16 protein-coding genes and 1 tRNA gene are annotated in these 21,585 nt (G+C 61.0%); 6 read left to right on the plus strand and 11 right to left on the minus strand.

The features are described from left to right. Positions 1-42: 42 nt before the first annotated feature. Together K3175_RS13295 and K3175_RS13300 are read right to left on the minus strand one after the other, a co-directional pair. The gene (locus K3175_RS13295; protein WP_221543873.1) at positions 43-840 is read right to left on the minus strand and encodes a LytR/AlgR family response regulator transcription factor; all 798 of its coding nucleotides are present in this window, start codon (positions 838-840) and stop codon (positions 43-45) included. Further along, positions 837-2,054 carry a sensor histidine kinase gene (locus K3175_RS13300; RefSeq protein ID WP_221543875.1) on the minus strand — a complete coding sequence of 406 codons (1,218 nt, stop codon included), beginning with the start codon at positions 2,052-2,054 and terminating at the stop codon, positions 837-839. The genes K3175_RS13295 and K3175_RS13300 overlap by 4 nt, the downstream gene beginning before the upstream one ends. 72 nt (positions 2,055-2,126) lie before the next feature. Here K3175_RS13300 and K3175_RS13305 point away from each other — a divergent pair, with 72 nt between their 5' ends. Further along, positions 2,127-2,753, plus strand: coding sequence for an HD domain-containing protein (locus K3175_RS13305; RefSeq protein WP_221543877.1), 627 nt, complete (start codon positions 2,127-2,129; stop codon positions 2,751-2,753). 10 nt (positions 2,754-2,763) lie between these two features. On the opposite strand, the gene K3175_RS13310 is transcribed toward K3175_RS13305, so the two are convergent. The 8 genes from K3175_RS13310 to K3175_RS14410 all read right to left on the minus strand — a co-directional run bounded on the left by K3175_RS13310 (position 2,764) and on the right by K3175_RS14410 (position 11,669). Continuing rightward, the gene (locus K3175_RS13310) at positions 2,764-3,450 is read right to left on the minus strand and encodes a DsbA family protein (RefSeq protein WP_221543880.1); all 687 of its coding nucleotides are present in this window, start codon (positions 3,448-3,450) and stop codon (positions 2,764-2,766) included. A gap of 18 nt (positions 3,451-3,468) precedes the next feature. Then, positions 3,469-4,851 (minus strand): M48 family metalloprotease, encoded by a 1,383-nt coding sequence (locus K3175_RS13315; protein WP_221543881.1) that lies wholly within the window; start codon positions 4,849-4,851, stop codon positions 3,469-3,471. 10 nt (positions 4,852-4,861) lie between these two features. After that, complete coding sequence (locus tag K3175_RS13320) at positions 4,862-5,776, minus strand: alpha/beta hydrolase (RefSeq protein WP_221543883.1); 915 nt, start codon at positions 5,774-5,776, stop codon at positions 4,862-4,864. 11 nt (positions 5,777-5,787) lie between these two features. After that, positions 5,788-6,912: a phosphatase domain-containing protein gene (locus tag K3175_RS13325; RefSeq protein ID WP_221543885.1), complete on the minus strand. Its 1,125-nt coding sequence runs from the start codon at positions 6,910-6,912 to the stop codon at positions 5,788-5,790. A 75-nt stretch (positions 6,913-6,987) separates the two neighbouring features. Next, positions 6,988-9,468, minus strand: a complete 2,481-nt coding sequence (locus tag K3175_RS13330) for a hypothetical protein (RefSeq protein ID WP_221543887.1) — start codon at positions 9,466-9,468, stop codon at positions 6,988-6,990. Between the two features lie 245 nt (positions 9,469-9,713). Further along, positions 9,714-10,187, minus strand: a complete 474-nt coding sequence (locus tag K3175_RS13335) for a DUF2141 domain-containing protein (RefSeq protein ID WP_247710894.1) — start codon at positions 10,185-10,187, stop codon at positions 9,714-9,716. Further along, on the minus strand, positions 10,184-10,900 hold the full coding sequence (locus K3175_RS13340; RefSeq protein WP_221543891.1) for a sterol desaturase family protein: 717 nt from the start codon (positions 10,898-10,900) through the stop codon (positions 10,184-10,186). The genes K3175_RS13335 and K3175_RS13340 overlap by 4 nt, the downstream gene beginning before the upstream one ends. Positions 10,901-10,952: 52 nt before the next feature. Next, complete coding sequence (locus K3175_RS14410) at positions 10,953-11,669, minus strand: MmcB family DNA repair protein (RefSeq protein WP_425594849.1); 717 nt, start codon at positions 11,667-11,669, stop codon at positions 10,953-10,955. Positions 11,670-11,817: 148 nt separating this feature from the next. Between K3175_RS14410 and K3175_RS13350 the strand changes: the two genes are divergently transcribed. Both K3175_RS13350 and K3175_RS13355 read left to right on the plus strand, forming a co-directional pair. After that, positions 11,818-11,894 (plus strand) — tRNA-Arg (locus K3175_RS13350). A 181-nt stretch (positions 11,895-12,075) separates the two neighbouring features. Further along, the gene (locus K3175_RS13355; RefSeq protein ID WP_221543893.1) at positions 12,076-12,627 is read left to right on the plus strand and encodes a hypothetical protein; all 552 of its coding nucleotides are present in this window, start codon (positions 12,076-12,078) and stop codon (positions 12,625-12,627) included. 107 nt (positions 12,628-12,734) lie between these two features. On the opposite strand, the gene K3175_RS13360 is transcribed toward K3175_RS13355, so the two are convergent. Continuing rightward, entirely contained in the window at positions 12,735-14,018 is a 1,284-nt protein-coding gene (locus tag K3175_RS13360; protein ID WP_247710895.1) for a hypothetical protein, read from the minus strand. A gap of 222 nt (positions 14,019-14,240) precedes the next feature. Between K3175_RS13360 and K3175_RS13365 the strand changes: the two genes are divergently transcribed. From K3175_RS13365 to K3175_RS13375, 3 genes are all read left to right on the plus strand, one after another. After that, positions 14,241-14,798 carry a helix-turn-helix domain-containing protein gene (locus tag K3175_RS13365; protein WP_221543895.1) on the plus strand — a complete coding sequence of 186 codons (558 nt, stop codon included), beginning with the start codon at positions 14,241-14,243 and terminating at the stop codon, positions 14,796-14,798. Positions 14,799-15,029: 231 nt separating this feature from the next. Continuing rightward, complete coding sequence (locus K3175_RS13370) at positions 15,030-19,982, plus strand: AAA domain-containing protein (protein WP_221543897.1); 4,953 nt, start codon at positions 15,030-15,032, stop codon at positions 19,980-19,982. Continuing rightward, a complete protein-coding gene (locus K3175_RS13375) occupies positions 19,972-21,462 on the plus strand; it encodes a hypothetical protein (protein WP_221543898.1) in 1,491 nt (496 codons plus the stop codon). The genes K3175_RS13370 and K3175_RS13375 overlap by 11 nt, the downstream gene beginning before the upstream one ends. Positions 21,463-21,585 lie beyond the last annotated feature (123 nt).

The following is a 21,585-nucleotide window of genomic DNA, read 5'->3' on the forward strand; positions in this document are numbered from 1 at the left end:
GGATTGCTTCGTCGCTGCTCCTCGCAATGACGGTGGGCAGGGTCAATGCACGAAGCGCGCCACGACGTCGCGATAGCTGCGCGAAACCTTCACCTCGGCGCCGCTGTCGAGCACGAGGAAGCATTCGCCATTGGTATGCGGCTTCACCTGCCGCACCTGGTCGAGATTGACGATGGTGGAGCGGTGCACGCGCTGGAACGTGCGCGGGTCCAGCCGGCGCTCCAGATCCTTCATCGTTTCGCGCAGGATCAGCGAATTGTCGCCGGTGTAGATGCACATGTAATCGCCCGCCGCCTCGATATGCTCGATCGTGTCGACTTCGACGCGGAAAATCTGGCCGCGATCCTTCACATTGATGAGCTTTTCATAGCGGCCCGCGGTTTCCGTATCGCCGTCTTCCATGTCCTGCGCCGCTTCGGGGGCGACTTCGGACAGGACGCCGCGCAGGCGGTCGGCCTCGTCGCTGCTCTTCTTTTCGGCGAGGCGCTGGCGCACCCGCTCGATCGTGTCGGCCAGCTTGTCCTCGTCCACCGGCTTCATCAGGTAATTGACGGCATTGGCCTCGAACGCGCGGATCGCGTGTTCCTGAAAGGCGGTGACGAAGACGAACAGCGGCGGATCGATTTCCATCACGCCCTGCACCACCGAGAAGCCGTCGAAGCCGGGCATCTGGATGTCGAGGAAGACGAGGTCGGGCTTGAGCGTCTTGATCGCCCGGATTGCCTCACGCCCGTTCTGACAGGTTTCGATCACCTCGACGTCCTCGAAAGGCTCGAGGCGCAATTGCATACCCTGGATGGCCAGCTTTTCGTCGTCGACGAGGATCGTTCGAATAGTCATTTCGCGGTACTTACCTTCTGGGGAGTATTAGTCTGTCCAACGTCAGAAGCGCTGGCTTGTTTCTGAAGCTGTGTCGCCGATCCTGCGGCAGACGGCTCTTCCTTGTCGGCGAGTTCGTGCGGAATTTCGATCAGGACGGTAAAACCGCCCGCTTCGGGACTGCGGATTTCGAACCGGTGATCGTCGCCATAGGCCTGAGCCAGCCGGTCGCGGATATTGGCGAGCCCCACGCCGGTGGAATTGCGCCGCTTGTGCGTGGCCATCACGGCAGGCAAATCGTCGGCCACCCCGCCCACATCGACGCCGGGGCCGCTGTCGGACACGGTGATGCGCAGGCGCGGGCCCACGATCTGCGCCAGCAGCGAAATCTCCGCGCCTTCTTCCAGCGGGCTGACGCCGTATTTGATCGCATTCTCGATCAGGGGCTGCAGCAGCATGGAAGGGATCTGCGCCTTGGCGGCGGTGTCCTCGACCCGGAAATCGGTCTGCAACCGGTCTTCGAACCGCATCCGCTCGATATCGAGATAGAGCTTCAGCGTTTCCACCTCCTGCGCCACGGTTACCTTGCCGCCCGGCTGGGTGACCAGCGTATGCCGAAGGAAGCTGGACAGGCGGGTCAGCATCGCATTGGCCGGTTCGGTCTGTTTCAAGAGCACCAGCGTGCTGATCGAATTCAGCGTATTGAACAGGAAATGCGGATTGAGCTGATAGCGCAGCATGGCGAGCTGCGCGCTGGTAGCCTGCGCTTCCAGCCGTTCCAGCCGGTCGGCCTGTTCTTCCACTTTCAGGAAGTAATTGATCGCGAAATAGAGCGCGGACCATGCCCCCAGCAGCGCCAGCGGCCAGATGAACAGGCCGATGAAGAGCGAGACGAAATCGCCATCGAAACTGGCGCGCGTCAGGCTGGTGACCCAGGCGATGATGAAGGTGAAGATGCCCACGCCCGCGATCAGCACCAGCAGCATGGAAGTCCACACGATCAGCGGCTTGTCGGAGATCACGCGGTGATAGACCACCGACAGGATCAGGCTGATCGAAAAGCCGGTAATCCCCTCGATCGCCAGATTGATGATGAAGCTGACGTCCTGCCCGCTGACCAGGCTGGTGATCGCGCGCAGCAGGAAGGCCCCGCCCCATCCGGCGATCTGCAGCGTCCAGAAGGCGCGGTTCTTGTCGGAGAAGAAGGGGGTGGGTTCGAAGGGCAAGACGGCCATGGTCCGCCCGCCTTAGCCCAATTGCCTGCGCCTTTGCCAGCAGCTAGGCTTGCTGCCAGCTGGAGAGAGACGATGAACAAGCCCGAAAACCTTGCCCATGCGATGGCCGAACGCGCCCGCTTCCGCGAAATGAAGGAAGGGACGAAGGAAGACTGGGCGATCATCGGGGCGGAATACCGCGCTTTTGCCAGGGGCCTGCCCGACCGGGTGCTCGATCATCTCAGGCTGCTCGACGGCGATTTCGGCGGCTTTCCGATCTGCCGACTCGAACATTCGCTCCAGACGGCGACGCGCGCGCACCGCGACGGGCGGGACGAGCAATATGTGGTCATGGCGCTGCTGCACGACATCGGCGATACGCTGGGCAGCTACAACCATCCCGAAGTGGGCGCGGCGATCATCAAGCCTTTCGTGAGCGAGGAGATCCACTGGATCTGCCAGAACCACGGCGCGTTCCAGGGCTATTACTATTTCCACCATCTCGGCATGGACCGCGATGTGCGCGAGACCTTCCGTGACCACCCCCATTTCGAAGCCTGCGCGGAATTCTGCGAGAAATACGATCAGGCCGCTTTCGATCCCGATTACGAAAGCGAGGAACTGGCCTTTTTCGAACCCATGCTGCGCCGGGTCATGGCGCGACCGCTGGCCTCGGCCTATGCCAAGGCGGCGGAAGACCAGCCCGCGACTGGGGAATAGCGAATAGCGCTCAGCCCGCCTCGCCCGAGACGATGTCTTTCAGCTGGTCGTAACCCACCGCGCCTTCGAAACTGCGATCCCCGAACACCCAGCTGGGCGTGCCGGTGAAGCCCAGCTGCTGGGCAAATCCGGAATTCTGCGCCAGTTCGGCGCTGACCTCGTCGGAAGCGGCGAAAGTTCGTGCCTTTTCCATGTCCAGACCGGCGGTGCGGGCGGCGGCGGCGATGTTATCCGCAGTGGGCGAACCCAGCGCGAACAGCGCGTGGAAGAAGGCATCGTACTTGCCCTGATCCGCCGCGGCGAGGCCCATGCGCGCCGCTTCCTCGCTGCCGTCGAAGATCGGCCATTCACGGATGACCACGCGCAAATCGGGATCGGCGGCGATCAGGCGGTCGACATCGGCCACGCTCGCGCGGCAATAACCGCAGGCGTAATCGGTGAACTTTACCAGCGTCTTTGAACCATTGGGGTTACCCAGCACAGCGCCGTCGAAGGGCTCGGACACCGGACCCGCCACCGAGGCCAGCCGCTCGCGCGATTGCTTGGTCTGATAGGCTTCGGCCATTTCCGGCAGGATTTCGGGGTTGGCCACCAGATAGTCGTGCGTCTGCGCGTGGCCGAGGCCGCTGTAAGTGAACAGCGCCGCGCCGCCAAAGCCCGACAGCAGGCCGATCGCCACCATCAATATGTATTTCATCAGATCCCCGGGATGTCTTTATCGTCTGCGCTTGTCGCAGTTTGCGCGGTCCATCTCGCACATCTGTTCCATCAGTGCACGCGCTTCCATCGCGATGTCCTGCGCGCGCAGCCAGTCGGGCGAACCGTAGGGCAGCTGCGCCTCGGCCGCCTGCGCGCTACGCAGGGCCAGAGGGTACTGGCGGCGCATCACCTGCTGTTCGGCGCTGGCGAGGCGGGCGCGGGCCATGTCGCCGCGCGCGGCATAGACCACGCCCAGCTGGTACCACGCGAAGGGATTGTACCGGTCCCGCCCCACGGCGGCGCGCAGCACCTGCTCGGCCTCTTCGAAATTGGCCTTGTCCTCGGTCGCGATCAGCGCATGGCCGAGCGAGGAGGCGATCAGCGGTTCGGCGCGGGTCAGATCGACCGCCTTGCGCAGCGGCACGATCGCTTCTTCCGGGCGGCCCGATTCCAGCAGGACCTGGCCCTTAAGCTCGAGGAAATAGGGATCTTCGGGCGCTTTCGCGATCAGCGCATCGGTGGTTTCCAGCGCGCGTTCGACCAGCGCATCCTTGTGATAGGCATAGGCGCGGGCATAGAGCGCGGGGATGGAGGTGTCGCTTTCCGGATAGTCGCGCAGCGTCGCCTCCGGGTCGGCGACATAGCCTTCCAGCTTGGCCTTCACGCGCGCGAAATTGGTTTCCCATTTCGGGTTGAGCGGGGCGTCCCACGCCGGATCGCGCTCGTAGACCTCGCTCAGCTTGGCGATACGATCGCCCGACAGCGGGTGGGTGCGGTAGAAGCCCGATTCGTCCTTCTGGCTGATGCCGCGGCGGAATTCCTGGTTGAGCAGCTTGCCGAAGAAGGCGAGCGAGCCCTTGCCGGTGATGCCTGCCTTGGACAGATATTCCGCCCCCGCCGCATCGGCGCTGGCTTCCTGCGTGCGGCTGAAGGCCAGGAACTTGCCCATCGCCGCCTGCTGGCCCGCCGCGATGATGCCCATGGCCGCTTCGCCACCGCCCGCCAGCGCCGCGCCGATTCCGGCGAGGAGCGACAGGATCGAGATGTTCGCCGCCGTCTGGTAGCCTTCGCCGATGCGGATCACGTGCCCGCCGGTGACATGGCCCAGTTCGTGCGCGATCACGCCCTGCACTTCATTGGCGGTATCGGCGGCATCGATCAGCCCGCTGTGGATATAGACCGCCTGCCCGCCCGCCACGAAGGCGTTGATCGATGGATCGTTGATCAGGATGACATCGACATTGTTCGGCTCCAGCCCCGCCGCCTCGATCAGCGGTTTGGAGATATCGTCGAGAAAGGCCTCGGTCTCCGCATCGCGCAGGATCGACTGGGCAGCGGCGGGCTGCGCGGCAAAGATCGCAAGCGCAAGGATCGCGGCGATATGGGAGAAAAATCGCATCGCCCCCAGCCTAGGGGGTTTTTGGCTGAACCGGAACTGAAGTTGTTACCGCGCGGTCCATGAACTCCATCATGGTGTCGAACACCAGCCCGTCGCGCCGCCACGGGCTGGCCAGCATCAGCAGCGGATCGGCGTGGTTCTTGCCCGGCAGGTAAAGCGTTTCGACACTGTCGCCTGGCGCCCGCAAGGCTGCCGCCAGCGCCTGCGAATTGCGCGGCTTCACAGTGGTATCCGCCTCGCCGTGGACCAGCAGCACGGGCGGCAGCCCGGGGAGCACGTTGTTGACCGGCTGGCTCTCGGCGCCCGCGCCCACGCTCTGGAAGGCGGCGCGGGTGCTGTCGACATCGAAGGGGTAGAAATCATAGGGGCCCGACAGGCCCACGATCCCGCGTACCGCGCGCAGCGGCACGCCCGCCTGCTCCAGCCAGCGCGGATCGAGCGCGGCCTGCACGGCATTATAGGCGCCCGCCGAATGGCCCGCGATCACGATGCGCTGCGGATCGCCGCCATAGCGCGCAATGTTGCGGTGGACCCAGCCGATCGCCGCCGCCGTATCTTCGACCATGGCGGGATAGCGCCCGCCCTCGCCCAGCCGGTAACCGCCCAGCACCGCGACATAACCCTCGCGCGCGACATTGCGCGCCACGAAGCCATAGTCCGCCGGATCGCCGCTCGCCCATGAGCCGCCGTGGAAGAACACGAACACCGGCAGCGCGTCCCCGCCTGCCGCAGCCGCGCGGAACACGCGGACCTGCTGCTGGGGCGAGGGGCCGGTGCTGGCGATTTCCATCAATTCGACTGCTGCGGAAGGGCCCGCGATCCGGTCCACCGTGTCGAGCACGGCGGGGCCATTGCGCTGCACCGCGATCCACAGCCCCAGCCCGGCCAGCAGCACGAGCGCGAGGAGGATGGCGAAAGCCCACATCACCCGCCGCCTCATCCGGCCGCCTCTGCCGTGTCCCCCTTGCCTACCGACCCCTGGCCGACCGAATCGACGATGGTCTTCGCCTCGTCATCCTCGAGCAGGCCGATCGAGGCGAGGAAATCGTGCCCCTGCTCATAGCCCTCGCCCAGCCACAGCGGGATCCCGGCGGCCTCCAGCGAGGCCTTGGCCGCCAGTTCCTCCGCGCTCATCGCCTCGCCCACCTTGCGGATGAACACGGCGCGCACGCGGCCCGGCATGGCCTTGGCGATATCGGCGAAGGCGGTCAGGTCGCCTTGCGAATCGTCCCCGATCAGCGCGAATTTCAGTTCCGGATAGGTGCCGATGATGCCTTCGATCGCCGCGCGCTTGTGCGCCCCGTGGCTGGAGGACCCGAAGGTCGCCCGGTTGAGGCCCCAGTCGCGCAGCATGATCGGGCCGAGCGGCAGCCCGCGCCCTTTCATATAGGTCACGAGATAGGAAAACAGGTTCCACGGGCTGGAGGAGACATAGAAGAACGGCCGCCGCGAGGCGCGCTGGTGATCGCCCGCATGGCCGCCGTCCCCCGGCATCCCCTCGTTCCCGCCAAGCGCGTTGTAGAACATGTCCGCCCCGGGCACGAGAATGCGTTCTTCGGGCATCTGCATCAGCACGCGCCGCCAGTTGCGCATCACCGCGCGGAAATTGCCAGTAATGCCGGTCTCGATGATCGTATCGTCGATGTCCGAAATCATGGCGAGGCCGGTGCTGGTCCCTGGCGCCAGCACGTGGCCGTCGACGCATTGTTCGCCCGCATCGTTGCGCCAGTGCAACGTCACCGTTTCCCACTGCGGATGCTCTTCGTAAGGCCACTCGCCTTCCAGCGCGATGTCGAAATGCGCGAAGCCTTCCTTGTCGGTGGTTGCCTGGTGGCGGCGCGTTTGCCCGCCGGGTGACACCACTTCCAGTTCGACCGCGAAGCCGCCCGCTTCATGGCTGGCGAATTGCGACAGCATGGTGCGCATCGCCCGCCAGCGGCCGGTCTTGCCGAACTCGCTCACGCGCGAGCGCAGGGCGCGCACGGTGATGTGCAGGCGGTCGCGGTTGCGATAGCCGAAATAGGGCTGAATGCGGACGGGTGCGCTGGGAAAAAACGGCATGGGGCGAACCGCTAGCCTGCGGTCCGCCCCATACTCAAGCCATTCGTCCCGCGAATGCGCGGATTATGCCCGCGATCAGCGGCCCGCCAGCTTCATCGCGGCGGATTCGAGCAGGCCGGTGTCATGCGGCACTTCGCCGATCACCTCGGCCCCGCCATCGGGCGTGCGGCGCACCATGACCAGTGCGGTTTCCGGGCCGTCCTCGGCCAGATCGCCCACCGGCAATTGCGCGATCACGCGGCGCTGTTCGTGGCCGCTGCTTTCGGCGGCGATCACCGCCTTGATGCTGACATCGAAGGCGCGGCCCACGGCTTCGTAAAGCGCGCGGCGGCTGCGATCCGGCGTCGTGCGCGCGGCTTCGGTCAGTTCGTGAACGGCAGCCAGCAGGCCGTGCAGGCTTTCCGGCTCGGGATGGCCGGCACGCTCCTCGGCGACCAGATCGCCCTGCGCAACCGCTTCGGCGCCGTGGTCCTGCTCTGGCGCGGGCTGTTCGTCCACGATCAGCTCTTCGCCAAGCTCGAGCGGTTCGGCGGCCGCTTCGGGTTCCGCGACATAGGGTTCGAGCGAGAGCGGCTCGTCTTCGGCCTCATCGGAAGGCTGCTGGTAGGAAACCTCGTAACTGGCTTCGTAAGGCGCCGCATATCCGGCGTCTTCGCCATGCACGTCGTCGGCATGCCCATTGTCGCCATGCTCGGCCTCGGCATGCTCGTCTTCGGCGGGCGCATAATGCGTGGCAGGAGCCGTGTAGGTTTGCTCAAACCCGGTCTCCGGCTCGGCTTCTGCTTCGCTGACCGCGTCATAATGCGCTTCGCCGCCCTCGTGGCTCAGCGCTTCGGGTTCGTGGGCCGGGGCGTCTTCCGGCTCCGGCGCATAGCCATAGGCCGGGCCCTGATCGTAATCATAGCTCTCGCCGAACTCGCCCTCATCCTCGTCCTCGTCATAGGCTTCGGGGGTGAGCAGCGTGTCGACCGAAGGCGCCTTGGGGCGGAACAGCGGGCGTTCCTCGGCCTCTTCCTCGGCGCTGTCGTCCTCATCGTCCAGCGAACCCAGATCGATCGGCGATTTGCCGCGCACGCTGGAGCTTACCAGCGACATCAGGCGGCTGTTGAGATCGATATCGGCAAGCGGATTGACCACCCCGTCGACATCTTCCTCGGTCTCTTCCTCGTCGTCCCACTCGGGCAGGCCATATTCCTCGGCGATCGACATGGGGGACGGTGCAGGCTCTTCGGCCCCGTCGTCCGCCGCCGCGCCGCCGATCGGATTGCCCAAGGCGTCGACCGCGCGATTGCGCTTCGGCGTGAGCACGGGCTCTTCGGCCGCGTCCGCGTAACCCGCCTCATGGCCGGTGTCGTAGGAAACAGCTTCCTGACCGGCATCGTAAGCGGCGTAATCCTGCGGCTCCTGGGGCTCGGGCGCCCATTCGCCGGTGGCAGGCTGGTCATAGGCCGATTCGGCCCCCGTGTCGGCTTCGTAGCCCTGGCCTTCCTGGCCATAGGCATTCTGGCCGAAGCTGGGCGAGGGCAGCTCCACCGGCTCGTCCTGCTCGCCGTAAGCCTGATCTCCGTAGGAGGTCTCGCCATAGGCGGAGGCGCTCAGCGCACTGTTCATGGACAGCACGTTGTCCTGCGCGGGTTCTTCCTGCGGCGCGGCGTAACCGGGTTCGCTTGGCGCTTCGTAAGTCGCTTCCGGCGCGGATTCCCAAGCCGATTCTGCGGCCGTTTCCGGGGCGCTTTCCGCCTCGGGCCGAGTGCCGTCGTCATGGCTGGCTTCCTGGCCGGCATCCGGCGAAGAGGCCGGTTCGGGGTCGCTCAGCCCGTGGCCCGAGCGCAGGCGCGCAAGCCGCTTGGCAAATTCATCGCGGACGGTTTCGTGGCGGCGGTCGAAATGCACGATATTGGCCATGTCGGCTGGCTCCTGTGCGCTGTGGTCGGTGGAAGGTGCGCCCTGCTGGGCAAGAGCTGCGTCGATTTCATTCAGCAGCGCATCGGCGGTGGCGGCGTCGGCGATCTCTTTCCAGTTCACCACCGCATAGACGAAATCGATCGTGTCGTAGTCGCTCGAATAGGGCAGCAGCACGCCGCGATAGGCGACCCGGCGGCCGCGCGCATTGCGCGCTTCGGCTTCGAAATTGACCGGGCCCTGCGCCGAAACGACGCGCAGATAATTGTCCGCCACCTTGGCCAGCAGCGAATCGCCGGGAATGTCGTCGAGCGTTTCGACCAGATCCTGCGCGCGGCATTCGCCCTGCAGTTCGCTGCCCACGAACTGGATCGAGGGCGTCGTGCTGCCGGTCGAAAAATCGAGCAGCACCGAATAGGGGCCGAAATCGCCGAGGAATTCGGGTTCGAGATCCTCGATATGCGGCAGCGTGCCGTTGCCCAGCAGGCTGGCCCAGTGATTATAGGCGCGCACCTGCATGCGGCGTTCGTCCTGCCCGACCGGCGATGGCGGCGGGTTGGAATGCGCGCCGTCGTCGTAATTCTGGGAGCCGTGGCGCTGCTCGAATCCGTCATCGCCGCCATATGCGTCGAAATCTGAGCCTAACGTATCCATTCCAGCAAAAGCCCCCGGGCAGTGTGTTCGAGGCATGCTATGTGCCCCGCCCATGCTGAAAAAAGAGTTAAGGTTAATCGGGCCGGTAAGCATGAGCCTACCGCTGGCTGATGGGGTGGGCCCAGGCTGGGGACCTGAGCGCGGAGCCTGAGCGCGCTCGCCTGAATGTCGGGCCACTGGGGGCCACTTGGGGGGCCACTCGGGGCCTCGGGGGCGGGCCGAACTCGTCAGGCCCGCGGCTCGTCCTAGAGCATGTAGCGCATGCGGATCGTCATGCTGCGATCCTGCGTGCCGATACCGAATTCGGCATCGTGGAAGGCAGGCGGTCCCATGCGCACGGGGGCATCGCGCGAAAAACCGAAGCCTTCGCGCGGCATCATGCCCAGCGCGCGGTCGGCCTTGCCATTGGCGTTCTCGTCATGAAGCAGGGCGATGGCGTAATTGCCCGGCGGCACATCCTCGAAGGTGAGGGTGAGCCTGCCTTCATGGGCCTCGACCCGGCTCGATTTGGTGCCTGCGACTCCCCGGCATTTGGGGAAATTCTTCTCGCTCGCCGTCATGCAGGCCAGCACCACGCCATCGGCATTCCTGAGATTCGTGACGGTCACCACCACCTTGGCGGCCTTGCCGGTCGTGGCGGAATGGGGAAGGGGCGCGCCGCCGCCCAGCGCCAAGGCGGCGACGGGAAGGATGGCGATTCGTTTCGCGAGCCCGCTCAAATGCGCGTACTCAGCCCCTTGTCGGTTCCGCACAAACGATCCCAGAACCTGAAATAAAGCCCGTAATTGCATCGATATTCTTCGTGATGACGTTGGTGATGGCTAGCGGTTATCAGCCATCCTCCTAACGCGGAGTGAACCAGCCGTTTGGGAAACAGCTCCCAGCCCATGTGATTGGTGACGCCCATCACCGTCATCACCAGCAGCACCAGGCTCAGCATGGCGATATGGATCGGGATCACGAAGACCAGCAGCGGAATGACGATCGCGCCGGTCAGCGCTTCCCAGGGGTGGAAGCTCATCGCCGCCCAGGCGGTGGGCGGACGGCTGGCGTGGTGGACGGCGTGCATCGCGCGGAACAGCTTGGGGCGGTGCATCAGCCGGTGGGTCCAGTAGAACCAGCTGTCATGGAGGAAGAGATAGATCAGCGGGGCCAGCGGCAGATACCACAGCGGCAGCGCGTCCCATTTGGCATAGATGCGGGTCCAGCCGCGTTCCTGCCAGCCCCAGGCCACTATGCCCGCCGGAATGCCGTAAATCGCGGCCGAAACCAGCGACCAGCCGATCTCGCGGCGGATCTGCCGGCCCAGTTTCGCGTGATATCCCGGCAGCCTGCGCCCCGTGGCAAAGGCGAACAGGCCGCTGGTCGCCAGATAGCGCGCCGCGACGATCGCGGTCATGGACAGGGCGGAGATGAGAATGGCGGTCCACATGATGCTGGTCTTCCGCCCTAGTCTCTAAATCGCCCCAGGTTAAGAACTGCTTCTATTCACTCCCGCCCCAGGTCGCGCAGTGCGGATCCGTTGCAACAGTCATGCGGCGCATCGCGGCGCGGGCCAGCCGCTCGGTCTCGGTCTTGCGGCGCGCGGGCGCCAGCGGCTTGAGCGATGCGGGGCGCACGATCTCGCCGTCATAGCCATCGGCCACCACGATGCCGCAGCGGTCGGGCCGGAAAATGTCGCGGTCGAGAATCGTGCGGTCGATATCGGTCGACACGCCCCAGAAGAAACGGTCGCAATAGTCGAGATAGTCCTGCCATTTGCTGTCGCCCAGCAGATCGCCGCGCTGCACCTTGATCTCGATGATGATCACGCGGCCTTGGGCATCGACTCCCATGAGATCGGCCCGCCGGCCATTACGCAGCGGCATTTCGGGCAGCAGCCACACCCCGTAGCGGGCAAACAGGCGCTGGATTCCGCGGCGCACGCTCGCCGAATCGCTCCCGGCAGCGCCCGTTTCAAAACCGGCAGCATCGACAACGTCCCTATCGGCGTCAGCGGCCACCACGCCCCGACCATGGGGCGAGGTGCTCGCGGGGGCAACGGTATCGGCCGAAGCGGTATCCGGGGCGGCAGTATCGGCGGAGGCAGCAGTATCGGCGGAGGCAGCAGTACCGGCGGAGGCGGTATCGAAGGGGGCGTTATCGGCGGGCGCCATGGCCCCCCGCTTGCCGGGATTCGGAATGACGTGTGATTCGCTCATGCCTTCTTGCTGGAACAAAATGGGAACGCAGTCAACCGGCGGGTGTTCGGGCTGCGGCGCCCCGATCAAGTGGGTGTTCGGAGCGAAATCCGGAACGGTTTTTAGTGGCGGGAGCCGCCGCGCCTTGCTAAGCGCCCCGCCACGGCATGCACCCGTAGCTCAGCTGGATAGAGCGCTGCCCTCCGAAGGCAGAGGCCACAGGTTCGAATCCTGTCGGGTGCGCCAGCTTTTCCGCCAGTTTGCGATATTAGGGCTGCTTGACGCTCCGGTGTTTTTCCGGTGCTTGGGCGGAACATTGCTAGGGCTTCGGTCTCGTCACGAACACGTCGAGGTCAATCTAGCAATCGGACCCGAATCATAATTTGGACACTTCCAGCATCGGAAATCTAATCGCTGGTATCAAACGTTGAAGCTCTACCCGCGAAGCGTGTTCTCCGTAGGGCTCAAAATTTGCAGTGAGGTAAGCATGTTTTGTCCGAGTTCGGCTGACTGGGGTAATATTGCAGACTGGGTCTCAGGGCTCGGCGCTTTGGGTGCCGTCATCGTGGCGCTATGGATCGCAGGAAGCGAGCGACGCTCAGCCGCGCTACTCAGAGAGATCGAAGCGAATGAGGTCTATGAACAAAGAGCTCAAGTTATCGCTGAGGCGATCCGACTTGTGGCAGACATCGAAGCAAAAGCGAGGTCTTTTACTCAGCTTGCCGCGCTTGGTGGAGGGCATGGAGATTCGAAAAAGCATGAAATAATGGCTGAGATTGCAGGTATTCGTAGCCAGTTGCAGGCTCTTCAGCAGTTCCCGATCAAGGATCCACGAGTATTTTCTGAGATCGGCCGTATGGTCCATGATAGCAGGAGTGAGCACGGTGCGGCACTTCAAAGCACCTCGCATTTCGGGCTTACGATGCGTCAGCTCGCCGAGGACATGGCAACGCGGCGCGAAGCGATTTCCAACATTTGATTTATGTTGTGATACCGCCAATGAAGGTGCGGGCGTTGAACGATCACCAATCAGCCGATCCGAAACGGCCTCGACACGGCTGATCGGAAGATGAAGCCAAGCTCTTTTCAACCTGACGTCGAATGGCGGTCATCCGCCCTTGGCAGGCAGGCGAATGCCAATGGCGCCAGCGAGATGATCTCGCTAATGATCTGCTCAGTCACCTCCAACGCACGCGGCAAGTCGCCAGGGTCGTCGAACCCGTAGAGATCCGACGTACTAGGCCGGTGATGCCCGAGCATTATCATGGCTTCGACCCACTCGGCTTTGCTCATCCGGTTTCGAGCGAGTTGGGCCATCGAGCGGCGGATGAGCTTCAATCCGGACGACCGATTTCCCGGAAGCCCGAGTTCGCTCTGCATGGACTCCCACGCCTGACGCACCGACGATACGCGCACGTAGAAGCCTTCGTTCGCGTCGAGCAACGGCACCATCTGGCGAGCGATCGGCACGACGGGCCGATACTTTTTGGTCTGCACTCTCCCCTTCGGATTGAGGCTCAGCCTCCTTTCGTCGCGGTCCCATTGCTCGCGCGAAGGGTCAGTGGAGACGTCGTGGGCCGCATCCGGGCGGGCCCAGGTGGTGACGCTGATCCGAAGGAAGCGCAGCAGATCGCCACGACCGGCAACCCTTTTGCTGTAGGCTTTGTCACTTTCGCCCGGCCTGCGTTCTGGCTCGGTGCAATAGCGGAACATCGCCGCCAGAACAGGAATGGAGGCCCGATAGATTGGCGTCTTACTGACATCCTCCGGTTTGCGAGGTGAGAAGTTCGCTTTCGCTGCTATCATCTTCCGATATTCCGCGAAGTTGATCGCAGCCTTTAGCTGCCTGATACTCGCTGCAACCGTTCCGGGCGCTCTGTCGCGGTAAACGGGACGGCCTTTTGCATCTGTTCCCGACTCGACCTGAACCTCGATGTTCCATTCCCTGAATTCGTTGACCCACTCCTTGTCCACTTCGGTGCAGAGCACGCTGAGCTGATCAGTTGACTCGAGGAAGGTGAGAATATGACCAAGCCGCGGGCGGATCGCACTGATACTGGCCCGAGATTTCCGGGCTTCGAGATACGCGGTGATGGCTTCGGTCAGAAGATATGGCGCGGCATTCGGCAAGGGCTGACCGCAAGTCGCGCAGATCGCTCGACCCTTTTCGTTCTTCTCATAGAGAGCGTCTAGTTGCCGCTCGGCCTCTTCAAGGCTCTCTGTGCGCGTCGATATGCTTCTGACACGTCGGCGTTCCTCGTCATACCAGACGATTTGGATGTAAGGCGACCGGAGGGTGCCGTTGCGGCCCCGATCATAGACGAGCTTGTAGCCTCCTCTCTCGAGGAGGATTTTATTCGATTTTCGCATTCTAACCTCTGTTGTTTCGCGGCCGCGGTTTGGATGAGTTCACCAACGCCAATCTCGTTGAGTCGGTCGAGCGCGACGGAATCGAGTCGAATCCCTTTTCCTTTCTCGCTGTTCCTCGACCACTTCCGGGCGATCTCACCCAAAGACTGCTCCACGTTTCGCTCCCTTCCGCTCGCACGCCACACCGTTGCGATTGGGTTTTAGGATTGGCTCGACTCAGCTATGCAAACTCGGACCATGCCGAAGAGAGGCCCGCCCCGTTTTGCTCGTCGATCTCTGGACAGTTCTGTCGGTTTTCGCGTCCGTCAGCAGCGCGAAGCTGCGGGCCTCAGCCGAATTGAACTTGCGGCTGACGCAGGCATTGGCCCGCGCACCTTGGCAAGGATCGAGCGAGGCGACCAGCTACCCGCAGAGAAAACGCTCCGGCGCATAAGTCATGCTTTGCAGGTATCGATCGGCCTGCTGGCACCGCACTGGGCCGCTGATGATCTTGAGCGAATTCAGGCAGGAACTGAGCATCTGGGCGTTGGGCTTCGTCAAATCCGAAAGAGTCAGCAGATCAGCCTCGCCGAAGCTGCTGCATTCGCTGGTATTAGCGTGAGCACCCTCTCTAGATTCGAAAGGGGATTTATCGGGGAAGGGAGTCTGGCCAAACTTCGTCGAGCCGATGACCGATTAGTTGAGCGCCTGACCTTCGTCTCTGAGCCACTGGCGAAATTGCTCGGCTTTGAGACTGCAGCTGAACTAACTAAAGCATGTGAGTCGATTACGCTCGACTAATCTGACGTGTTATTGCGCGACCACGTACCGCCGTCGCTGGTTTGCCGGGCGTATGCATACCTTGCTGGTCAAACCCGAGGCCGGCTGGAAGTATGTGCGCTTCTAAGCCGGCGACTACAAAACTTACGTTGCCATGCGAGAATCGACTTACTCTCAAGGGACAGCCGATCATTTCACGTTGCTTGTAACCTCCTGTTTTGGAAGTAGAGGTCAGGAGCAGGAGGGACCTTAGTGCAAATCAATAATTGCGGATCCGGAATTCATCCTCGAGAGATTTCTGGGGTCTCGATGATCTCAGCGCTCCCGTCTGATTGGTACGCTTACACGAATCTGGACCTCGCTACCGCGGTGGGAGCCAGCCGCGAAATCGACGTGATCATGGTCGTCGAAGATCGCATTCTAGTCATCGATCTCAAAAACTGGCGGGGTCCGATCGAGAGCCGGGATGGTAACTGGTTCAATGCTGGCCGAGACCATGGCCCGTCCCCGGTGAGGAAGATCTCCGAGAATGCGCGGGAGGTCTTTATTCAATTGCAGGCGCATCTGAAGCGGCATTCTAAAGGCAGACCGATAATACCGAGGGTTCAAGGCCTCGTCGTTCTGACCGGGGCAACGGACTTGTCGGGCTTGGCTGAAACCGAAGCAAAGGCCGTGATGTCAATCTCTCAGTTTACATCCGTCCTGAAATCGAGGCAGAGGCGTATTGAGACCTTCGGCAAGGCACCACCGCACGGCCCGCTCACGACGAAAGAATGGAAAGACCAGCTTTCCAAATTCTTTAATGTCAGGAAGGGCGTTTTCGTACCAGGCCGAAGAAGCTTCGGTGAATTCTATGCCGAATCTCCGCAACCGGTCTTTCAGCATCCGGCTGGCATCTATTCCGAATTCAACGCCAGCGATGAGAGGAAGTCACCGCAACTTGGCGTGCTACGCTTGTGGGATTTCACCAAGGCAGATCCACGATTCCAGACCGCAGAGGGGCGGAGTGAAATCGCTGGCAGAGAACAGGAGGTGATCTCCTATCTTCAAGATAGGAGCGACCATTGTGATTCCGTTCTCGTAGAAACGAGGACTCGGGATCCTGATTTTGGCCCGGCATATTGGGAGGTATTCGAGCGTAGGCGCCGGCTTCATAGGCTCGTGGAATTCGCAAGCACTGAGCTTTCCGACCTTACTCGCGAGGAGCGCTTGGAGCTCGCGCGGCAGCTGCTGGCATCGTTGGACGCGCTTCACGTGGTTGAGGCCGCACACCTTGATATCGGGCAGCATAGCATTTGGGTTCAACGCCCTTCAACGGTTCGGCTCTCCCATTTGATGGCCGCAAGTTATCCGGACGTTAAAACTCTCGGTCGGGACCGCTACCAGTTTTTGTCTACTGGCCGGTTACCTGAAGACGTATTCGGAGAAGATGGGTCGGCTAAGCAGCGAGACGTCTATCTCACTGCGTGTGCAGTGCACCGTATCGTATTCGGTCGCGGTCCCGCCTTGGCGGATGGTTGCGCTGAATGGGACCCAGAAATTGATGGGGCTTCGGATTACCTCGATTTGCTCGATTGGTTTGAGAGGGCTCTGGCTTGGGATCCTGCACAGCGCTTCAAAGATGCTGGCGAAGCCCTGGTCGCATTCAACTCCGCCACGGCAAAAAGGCCTAGCGCAGCCGAGGTAATCCAAGGACTTGAGCGGCATCAAGAAGTCATTAAGTCGCAGATGCAGCTGTTTACAGCCTTTCCGCCCGTCGATAGCCCGCGCGAGACTCAAGAAAAGATATTCTGGCGTGCACGGCACGAAGATCGAGACGTTTTAGTTAAAGTCTGGAAGTCTGCGGCTTGGGGCGATCAAAAGCGGGAGGGGTCGCGGATTCTAGATTTCCTAGACAGACTTTCCGAAATGGCGATCTCTCGGCCGAAAGGCTGCGCAAAGATCATCGATGCATTCTGGCTCGGTGATGCGGTGGCGGTCATCCAGGAATGGGTCGATAGGGAGAACCTTGCGCAGTTGATCGCGAGGAATGCGCTTCCGGATCTGGAACTACGCTACGCTTTGCTCGCTGCGCTCGCTGATCGCGTCCAAGAACTTCACGAACAGCATCTCGCGCATGGCGACCTTAAACCGGAGCATGTGCTTGTCGACCCTGCCACTCCTGATGATCCGCTAATCGTCGATGTTGTCGATTTCGCTGCTGTTAGCGACGGCGAGCCGCAGAGTTCGAGATACTCTCCTGAGTTAGGGGATAGTTTCCAGCGCGACTGCTTCGCTATAACAGTTATAGCTGAGATGCTGCTCGAAGAAGCTGTCGATCCGCGGGCGCAAAACGTACGTTCTGCAGTTTCGACGATTAGGCAAGCAGAGCCTGCAAACGCCACTCTCCTGCCATTGATAGATGCGTTGGCTTTGGTTTTCTCGGAGGACGCTGCCGACACTAGTGAAACGCTGACCCTCTTGTCGCCCCATGCCACTCCCGGCCCGCTTCTTGCGGACGAAGGAAAATATTTTCTGAGACAATTCATAGACAGGCGTGCACTCGCTATTCGAGGAGCTACTGAAGAAATTGTCGTTTACGCCTCTGCAGCGGGACAGCCGAGCCACTTTGTTCGCCAACCGATTGATCAATCCCGCATCGCCCGAGTATCTCGTCACGAATTCGGGGAGCTCGAATGCAGCATGTTGATCGAGCAGGCCTCGGCAAGTGATCTGTCCGCTCTTGAACCGATATTCGCTCGAGATGACGTCAAGGAAGTCCTTCCGATAGGAAAACGGCCAAGCCAGGTCGGTGACGCAGAAACTCAAGATGTAGATGGAGAAGTTGGACTCGACGATGATGATGCTCCTTCGGAGTCCGCCAGAGACGATCTAGTCGAGGAGATTGCTGCTGAGCCTGACCCGAGCGGTGACGTTTCGGTCGCTAGGCTGTGGACATCGCTCGTCGATGCGGAGCGCGAATTGGTCACATATGGACGCGCAACGGATGACAGTGTTTTCGATCGACACCTTTCGAAGCACAGAGTGCAATTCGACCTCGCTAGCGGTTCGCTGGACTACAGCCGCCGCGACCGCGTCATGGTGGAGCGTATCAATCGCCACGACCAATGGCGCCCTATTGCTATCCTCGATTTAGCTAATTCCCGCCCTAACGCGCTAGCCCTCGAAAGCGACAGTCCTTTTCGCGGTTCAAGACCACTCGTGGAGGCGGGTGACCAACTACGTTTCCGGAGCCGAATGGAGGAAACGAGCTTTGATCGCAGACAGAGTGCCGTTGCTCGTGTGGTGGGACGAAACTCGCGGGTAAAGGAACTGATCGACGTTGTTGACCGCAGATCAGACTACTCCCCTATGATTTCGCCCGAAAGGATACCGCCAGAAGAATTGCAGGCGCTCTACGGGCTAAATCCTCTCCAGGCCCAAACGCTCTCTCAGGTTCTGGCTACTCGGCCTCTTTCGCTCGTTCAAGGACCTCCCGGCACCGGCAAAACGGTCTTTATCGCCGCACTCGTACACGCTGCGCTTTCGCGTGGGCTCGCACGCAACGTACTCCTTTCGAGCCAAGCTCATGAAGCCGTGAACAACGCTGCCGAGGCGGTCCTGAAACTTTTTGGCCGGGCGGGTGAAGTGCCGAGCATTCTCCGCGTCGGCGTCGAAGGTGTCGTCTCGGATCCTCTTCTACCCTTTCATGTAGATCGAGTGGAGCAGCTATACAAAGATCGGTTCAGGGCGGAAATGCGCGAACGTCTTGCTTCGGCGTGCTCTGGGCTTGGCATAGATGAGAATCTCGGTGCGAAATTATCGTTCATCGAGCTAGCAATAAGGCCTGTAGCCACCCGTCTGGCGGAAATAGAGGACCTCGAAGATCAGCCAGACAGGATACACGCGCTCAAGGAGACGATACGCAAGCAGGCCGAGTTTCTTGACTTGCCGGGTGATCTGAACATTCAGAGTCCTGCAGAGCAAATTATTGAAAGAATTGTCACAGGACTGCTGGCATCTGTACCACACGATGAGCGACCGAGCCCCGACCGCATAGCTCGTTTTCAGTCGGTCGCTTCGCTCGCGCGGGACTTCGTGGCAACAGTTTCGACTGAAAGGCGAAGTTTCGAAACATTTCTCGCGGGTACTCGTCAAATTGTAGCGGGAACATGTGTAGGACTTGGTAGATCTTCACTCGGTTTGACTTCTACCGCTTTCGACCTTGTGATTGTCGACGAAGCGGCAAGATGCACCGCAAGCGAACTAGCAGTGCCCCTTCAGGCGGGCAGTAATATCGTGTTGGTGGGTGACCAAAAACAACTCGAACCCATGCACCCTGAGGGCGTCATCAAGGATGTCGCGGACAAGCTCGGGATCAATAAGGCGGAGGTCTTACGTAGCGACTTTGAGCGAGTTTTCGAAGGCACGTACGGCAGAAGGGCCGGCCACACGCTCAAAACTCAGTATCGAATGCTCGAACCGATTGGGGAGATCGTCTCACAAGCCTTTTATAAGGGTGAGCTGACCCACGGACGCAAGACGCCCCTAATCGAACAGGCCGCATTACCAAGTGAGCTGACAGCGGTGGTCAACTGGATTGATACTGAACCCCTGGGGGATCAAGCAATCCAAAGCGGTCGAGACCGGAAGAAAAGTATTTCTAATCCGGTAGAAGCCGACGCGATCGTGGCGCTCCTCAGGCGGTGGAGTCAGGACGAAGGGTTCATCGCCTGGCTCGAAGATCGGTCCAACCAAGGGCCGGCTATCGGCATCATTTGTGCCTACTCGGCCCAACTCGACCTTGTGCGGCGCAAACTGTCACTGGCACCCATCCATTCGACGCTTCGGGACGCATTAAAAATTGGCACGCTTGATAGCTATCAGGGTAAGGAGAACCCGATCGTCATTTTGTCATTGGTGCGGAACAATCGAGAGGGACCGCAACAAGACGGAAGGGCCACAATCCGCCCTGGCTTTCTCGCCACGGCGAACCGGATAAATGTCGCGATCAGTCGTGCCATGGATCGCCTGGTAATTGTCGGAAGCCGGTCTAGATGGCAGGAAGGCAGCCCGATGGATAAGGTCTCGAAGGCTTTTCTGAAAGCGCTGGCTCAAGGCCAAGGGGAGTTAATCGACGCCAGCGATTTGATCAATGATCCCGAATTTCGTGTTTCGACAGAGGCTACGAGACCCGCCAAACGGGAGGTGGTCAATGAGCAATAAGCTAACCGGAAAGCTCGGAATTCAATCTCTCAGATCGGGCCTCGTAGACGACGGCGACGACGCTCCGCTTGTTTTGCTTTACATGGATCTAACACTTCCGTGCAGACGTTTTTTGGTCGAACATAAAGTTGCCGAACCAGGAAAAGTTTCAGTTACGGCCGAATTCCTGCTCCGTTTAGTGCGCGCCGTTGATGGATGCACCGAAGACATGGTGCAGTCCTTCTTCGGGTATTCTCGTAGAGAGATGGCGTTCGTTCTTAAGGAAGTGGAGGAGGCCGCTTACGTGTATAGGTCTGATGGGCGCCTGCACCTTACCACCACGGGCCGGTCGCTATTCCAACCCGGTGAAGAAGAGCCGATGATCTACGACGTGGAGCGCAAGACCGCGCGTGCAGGATTCGATCTAATCTCGATGGCGCCTGCAGAGTGGCAGCATCTGAGCTATTTCGAACGCCAACTTCCTGAACTCCCGTTGCTCGACCCGACACAGGCGAGTTCGGCCACAAAAAGAATTCCGTCCGCCTTCAAGCGCTTTTTCCGAGATTTTGGCCCACGCGAGCAGCCCGCGACGAATGCACGTAGAATGCTTTACTCTGTGGATTCGGTTGCGCCAGACGAACGATTTTCGACGCTTGTTCGGGTTAGGATGATCTCCACCGGGAGCAAACCCACATCAGCAGAGATCGATCTTTCAGAGTGGCGGAGCGAATACGAGCTCGACGACCGCGAGCCGGTCGTCCGCTCGGTTGGAGAGATGGTCGAACGCCTTCAGGTGACGCGGCGAGGCGACGATGATCAGGCTTACGAACTGCTTACCGCTCTTGCGCCGGAGTACCTCAAGGAATGGATGAAGCGCGATGGGTTGAGTGTCGAACGCTATTACAGACACGCGTTCATCACTAAAGGTGACATCCGTACAGATCGCCAAACGACCTCGCTCATCGGTAGCCTTTTCACACCGGAGAATGCCAGACGGCTTTTCGAGGCCACCAGCTATGGGCTGCGAAGAGTCCGCCGAACAGCGGACCATTTCTTTTGGGTTGTGCCGACGGTTCCCCTGTGGGGAAGCACGTCAATTCTTTCTGAGGTTGTGGACAATATGGTCGAGCGCCTCAGCAATGCAGATGATTCTAGGCTGCAGGATCGGCCGGTTGAGCCAGTTGGTCTTGCGGCCGGAAGACCGGACCCATGGGTCCGATCGGCTTTCGACAATGTTATGGAGTCTGGATCGCTAATCTTTCCCAACGGCTTTGAGATGTTCTTCGTCCCAGGCGTCGTTGTGGCAGCAGTCGTTCATGCACCGGTTGGCGCGCAGACAGGTCTTCCAGTGCCATTGGGCTTGGTCAGCTTCGATGAGCGCGTGGTGGGGCGCGCAGCGGAGCTTCTGAGCGGTCGCGCTAACGTCTGGGGTTTCGACAAAAGGCACGAAAGGTCTCTTCGACATTCCGAGGCCCTTCTTCCCCAAGAGGTGACCCCTTAACACCGGCAGGCTCGAAAAGGCTTGTCGCTTCGATGAGCTCTGGGTTGAGGGTGACCGAGCATATCGCTTGGCTTCGGGAGGATGGCGGCAGCTTGCGCTAAGACAATCTGATCCTATGCACCT

Origin of the sequence: Qipengyuania aestuarii, assembly GCF_019711535.1 — a bacterium.
GTDB lineage: Bacteria > Pseudomonadota > Alphaproteobacteria > Sphingomonadales > Sphingomonadaceae > Qipengyuania > Qipengyuania aestuarii.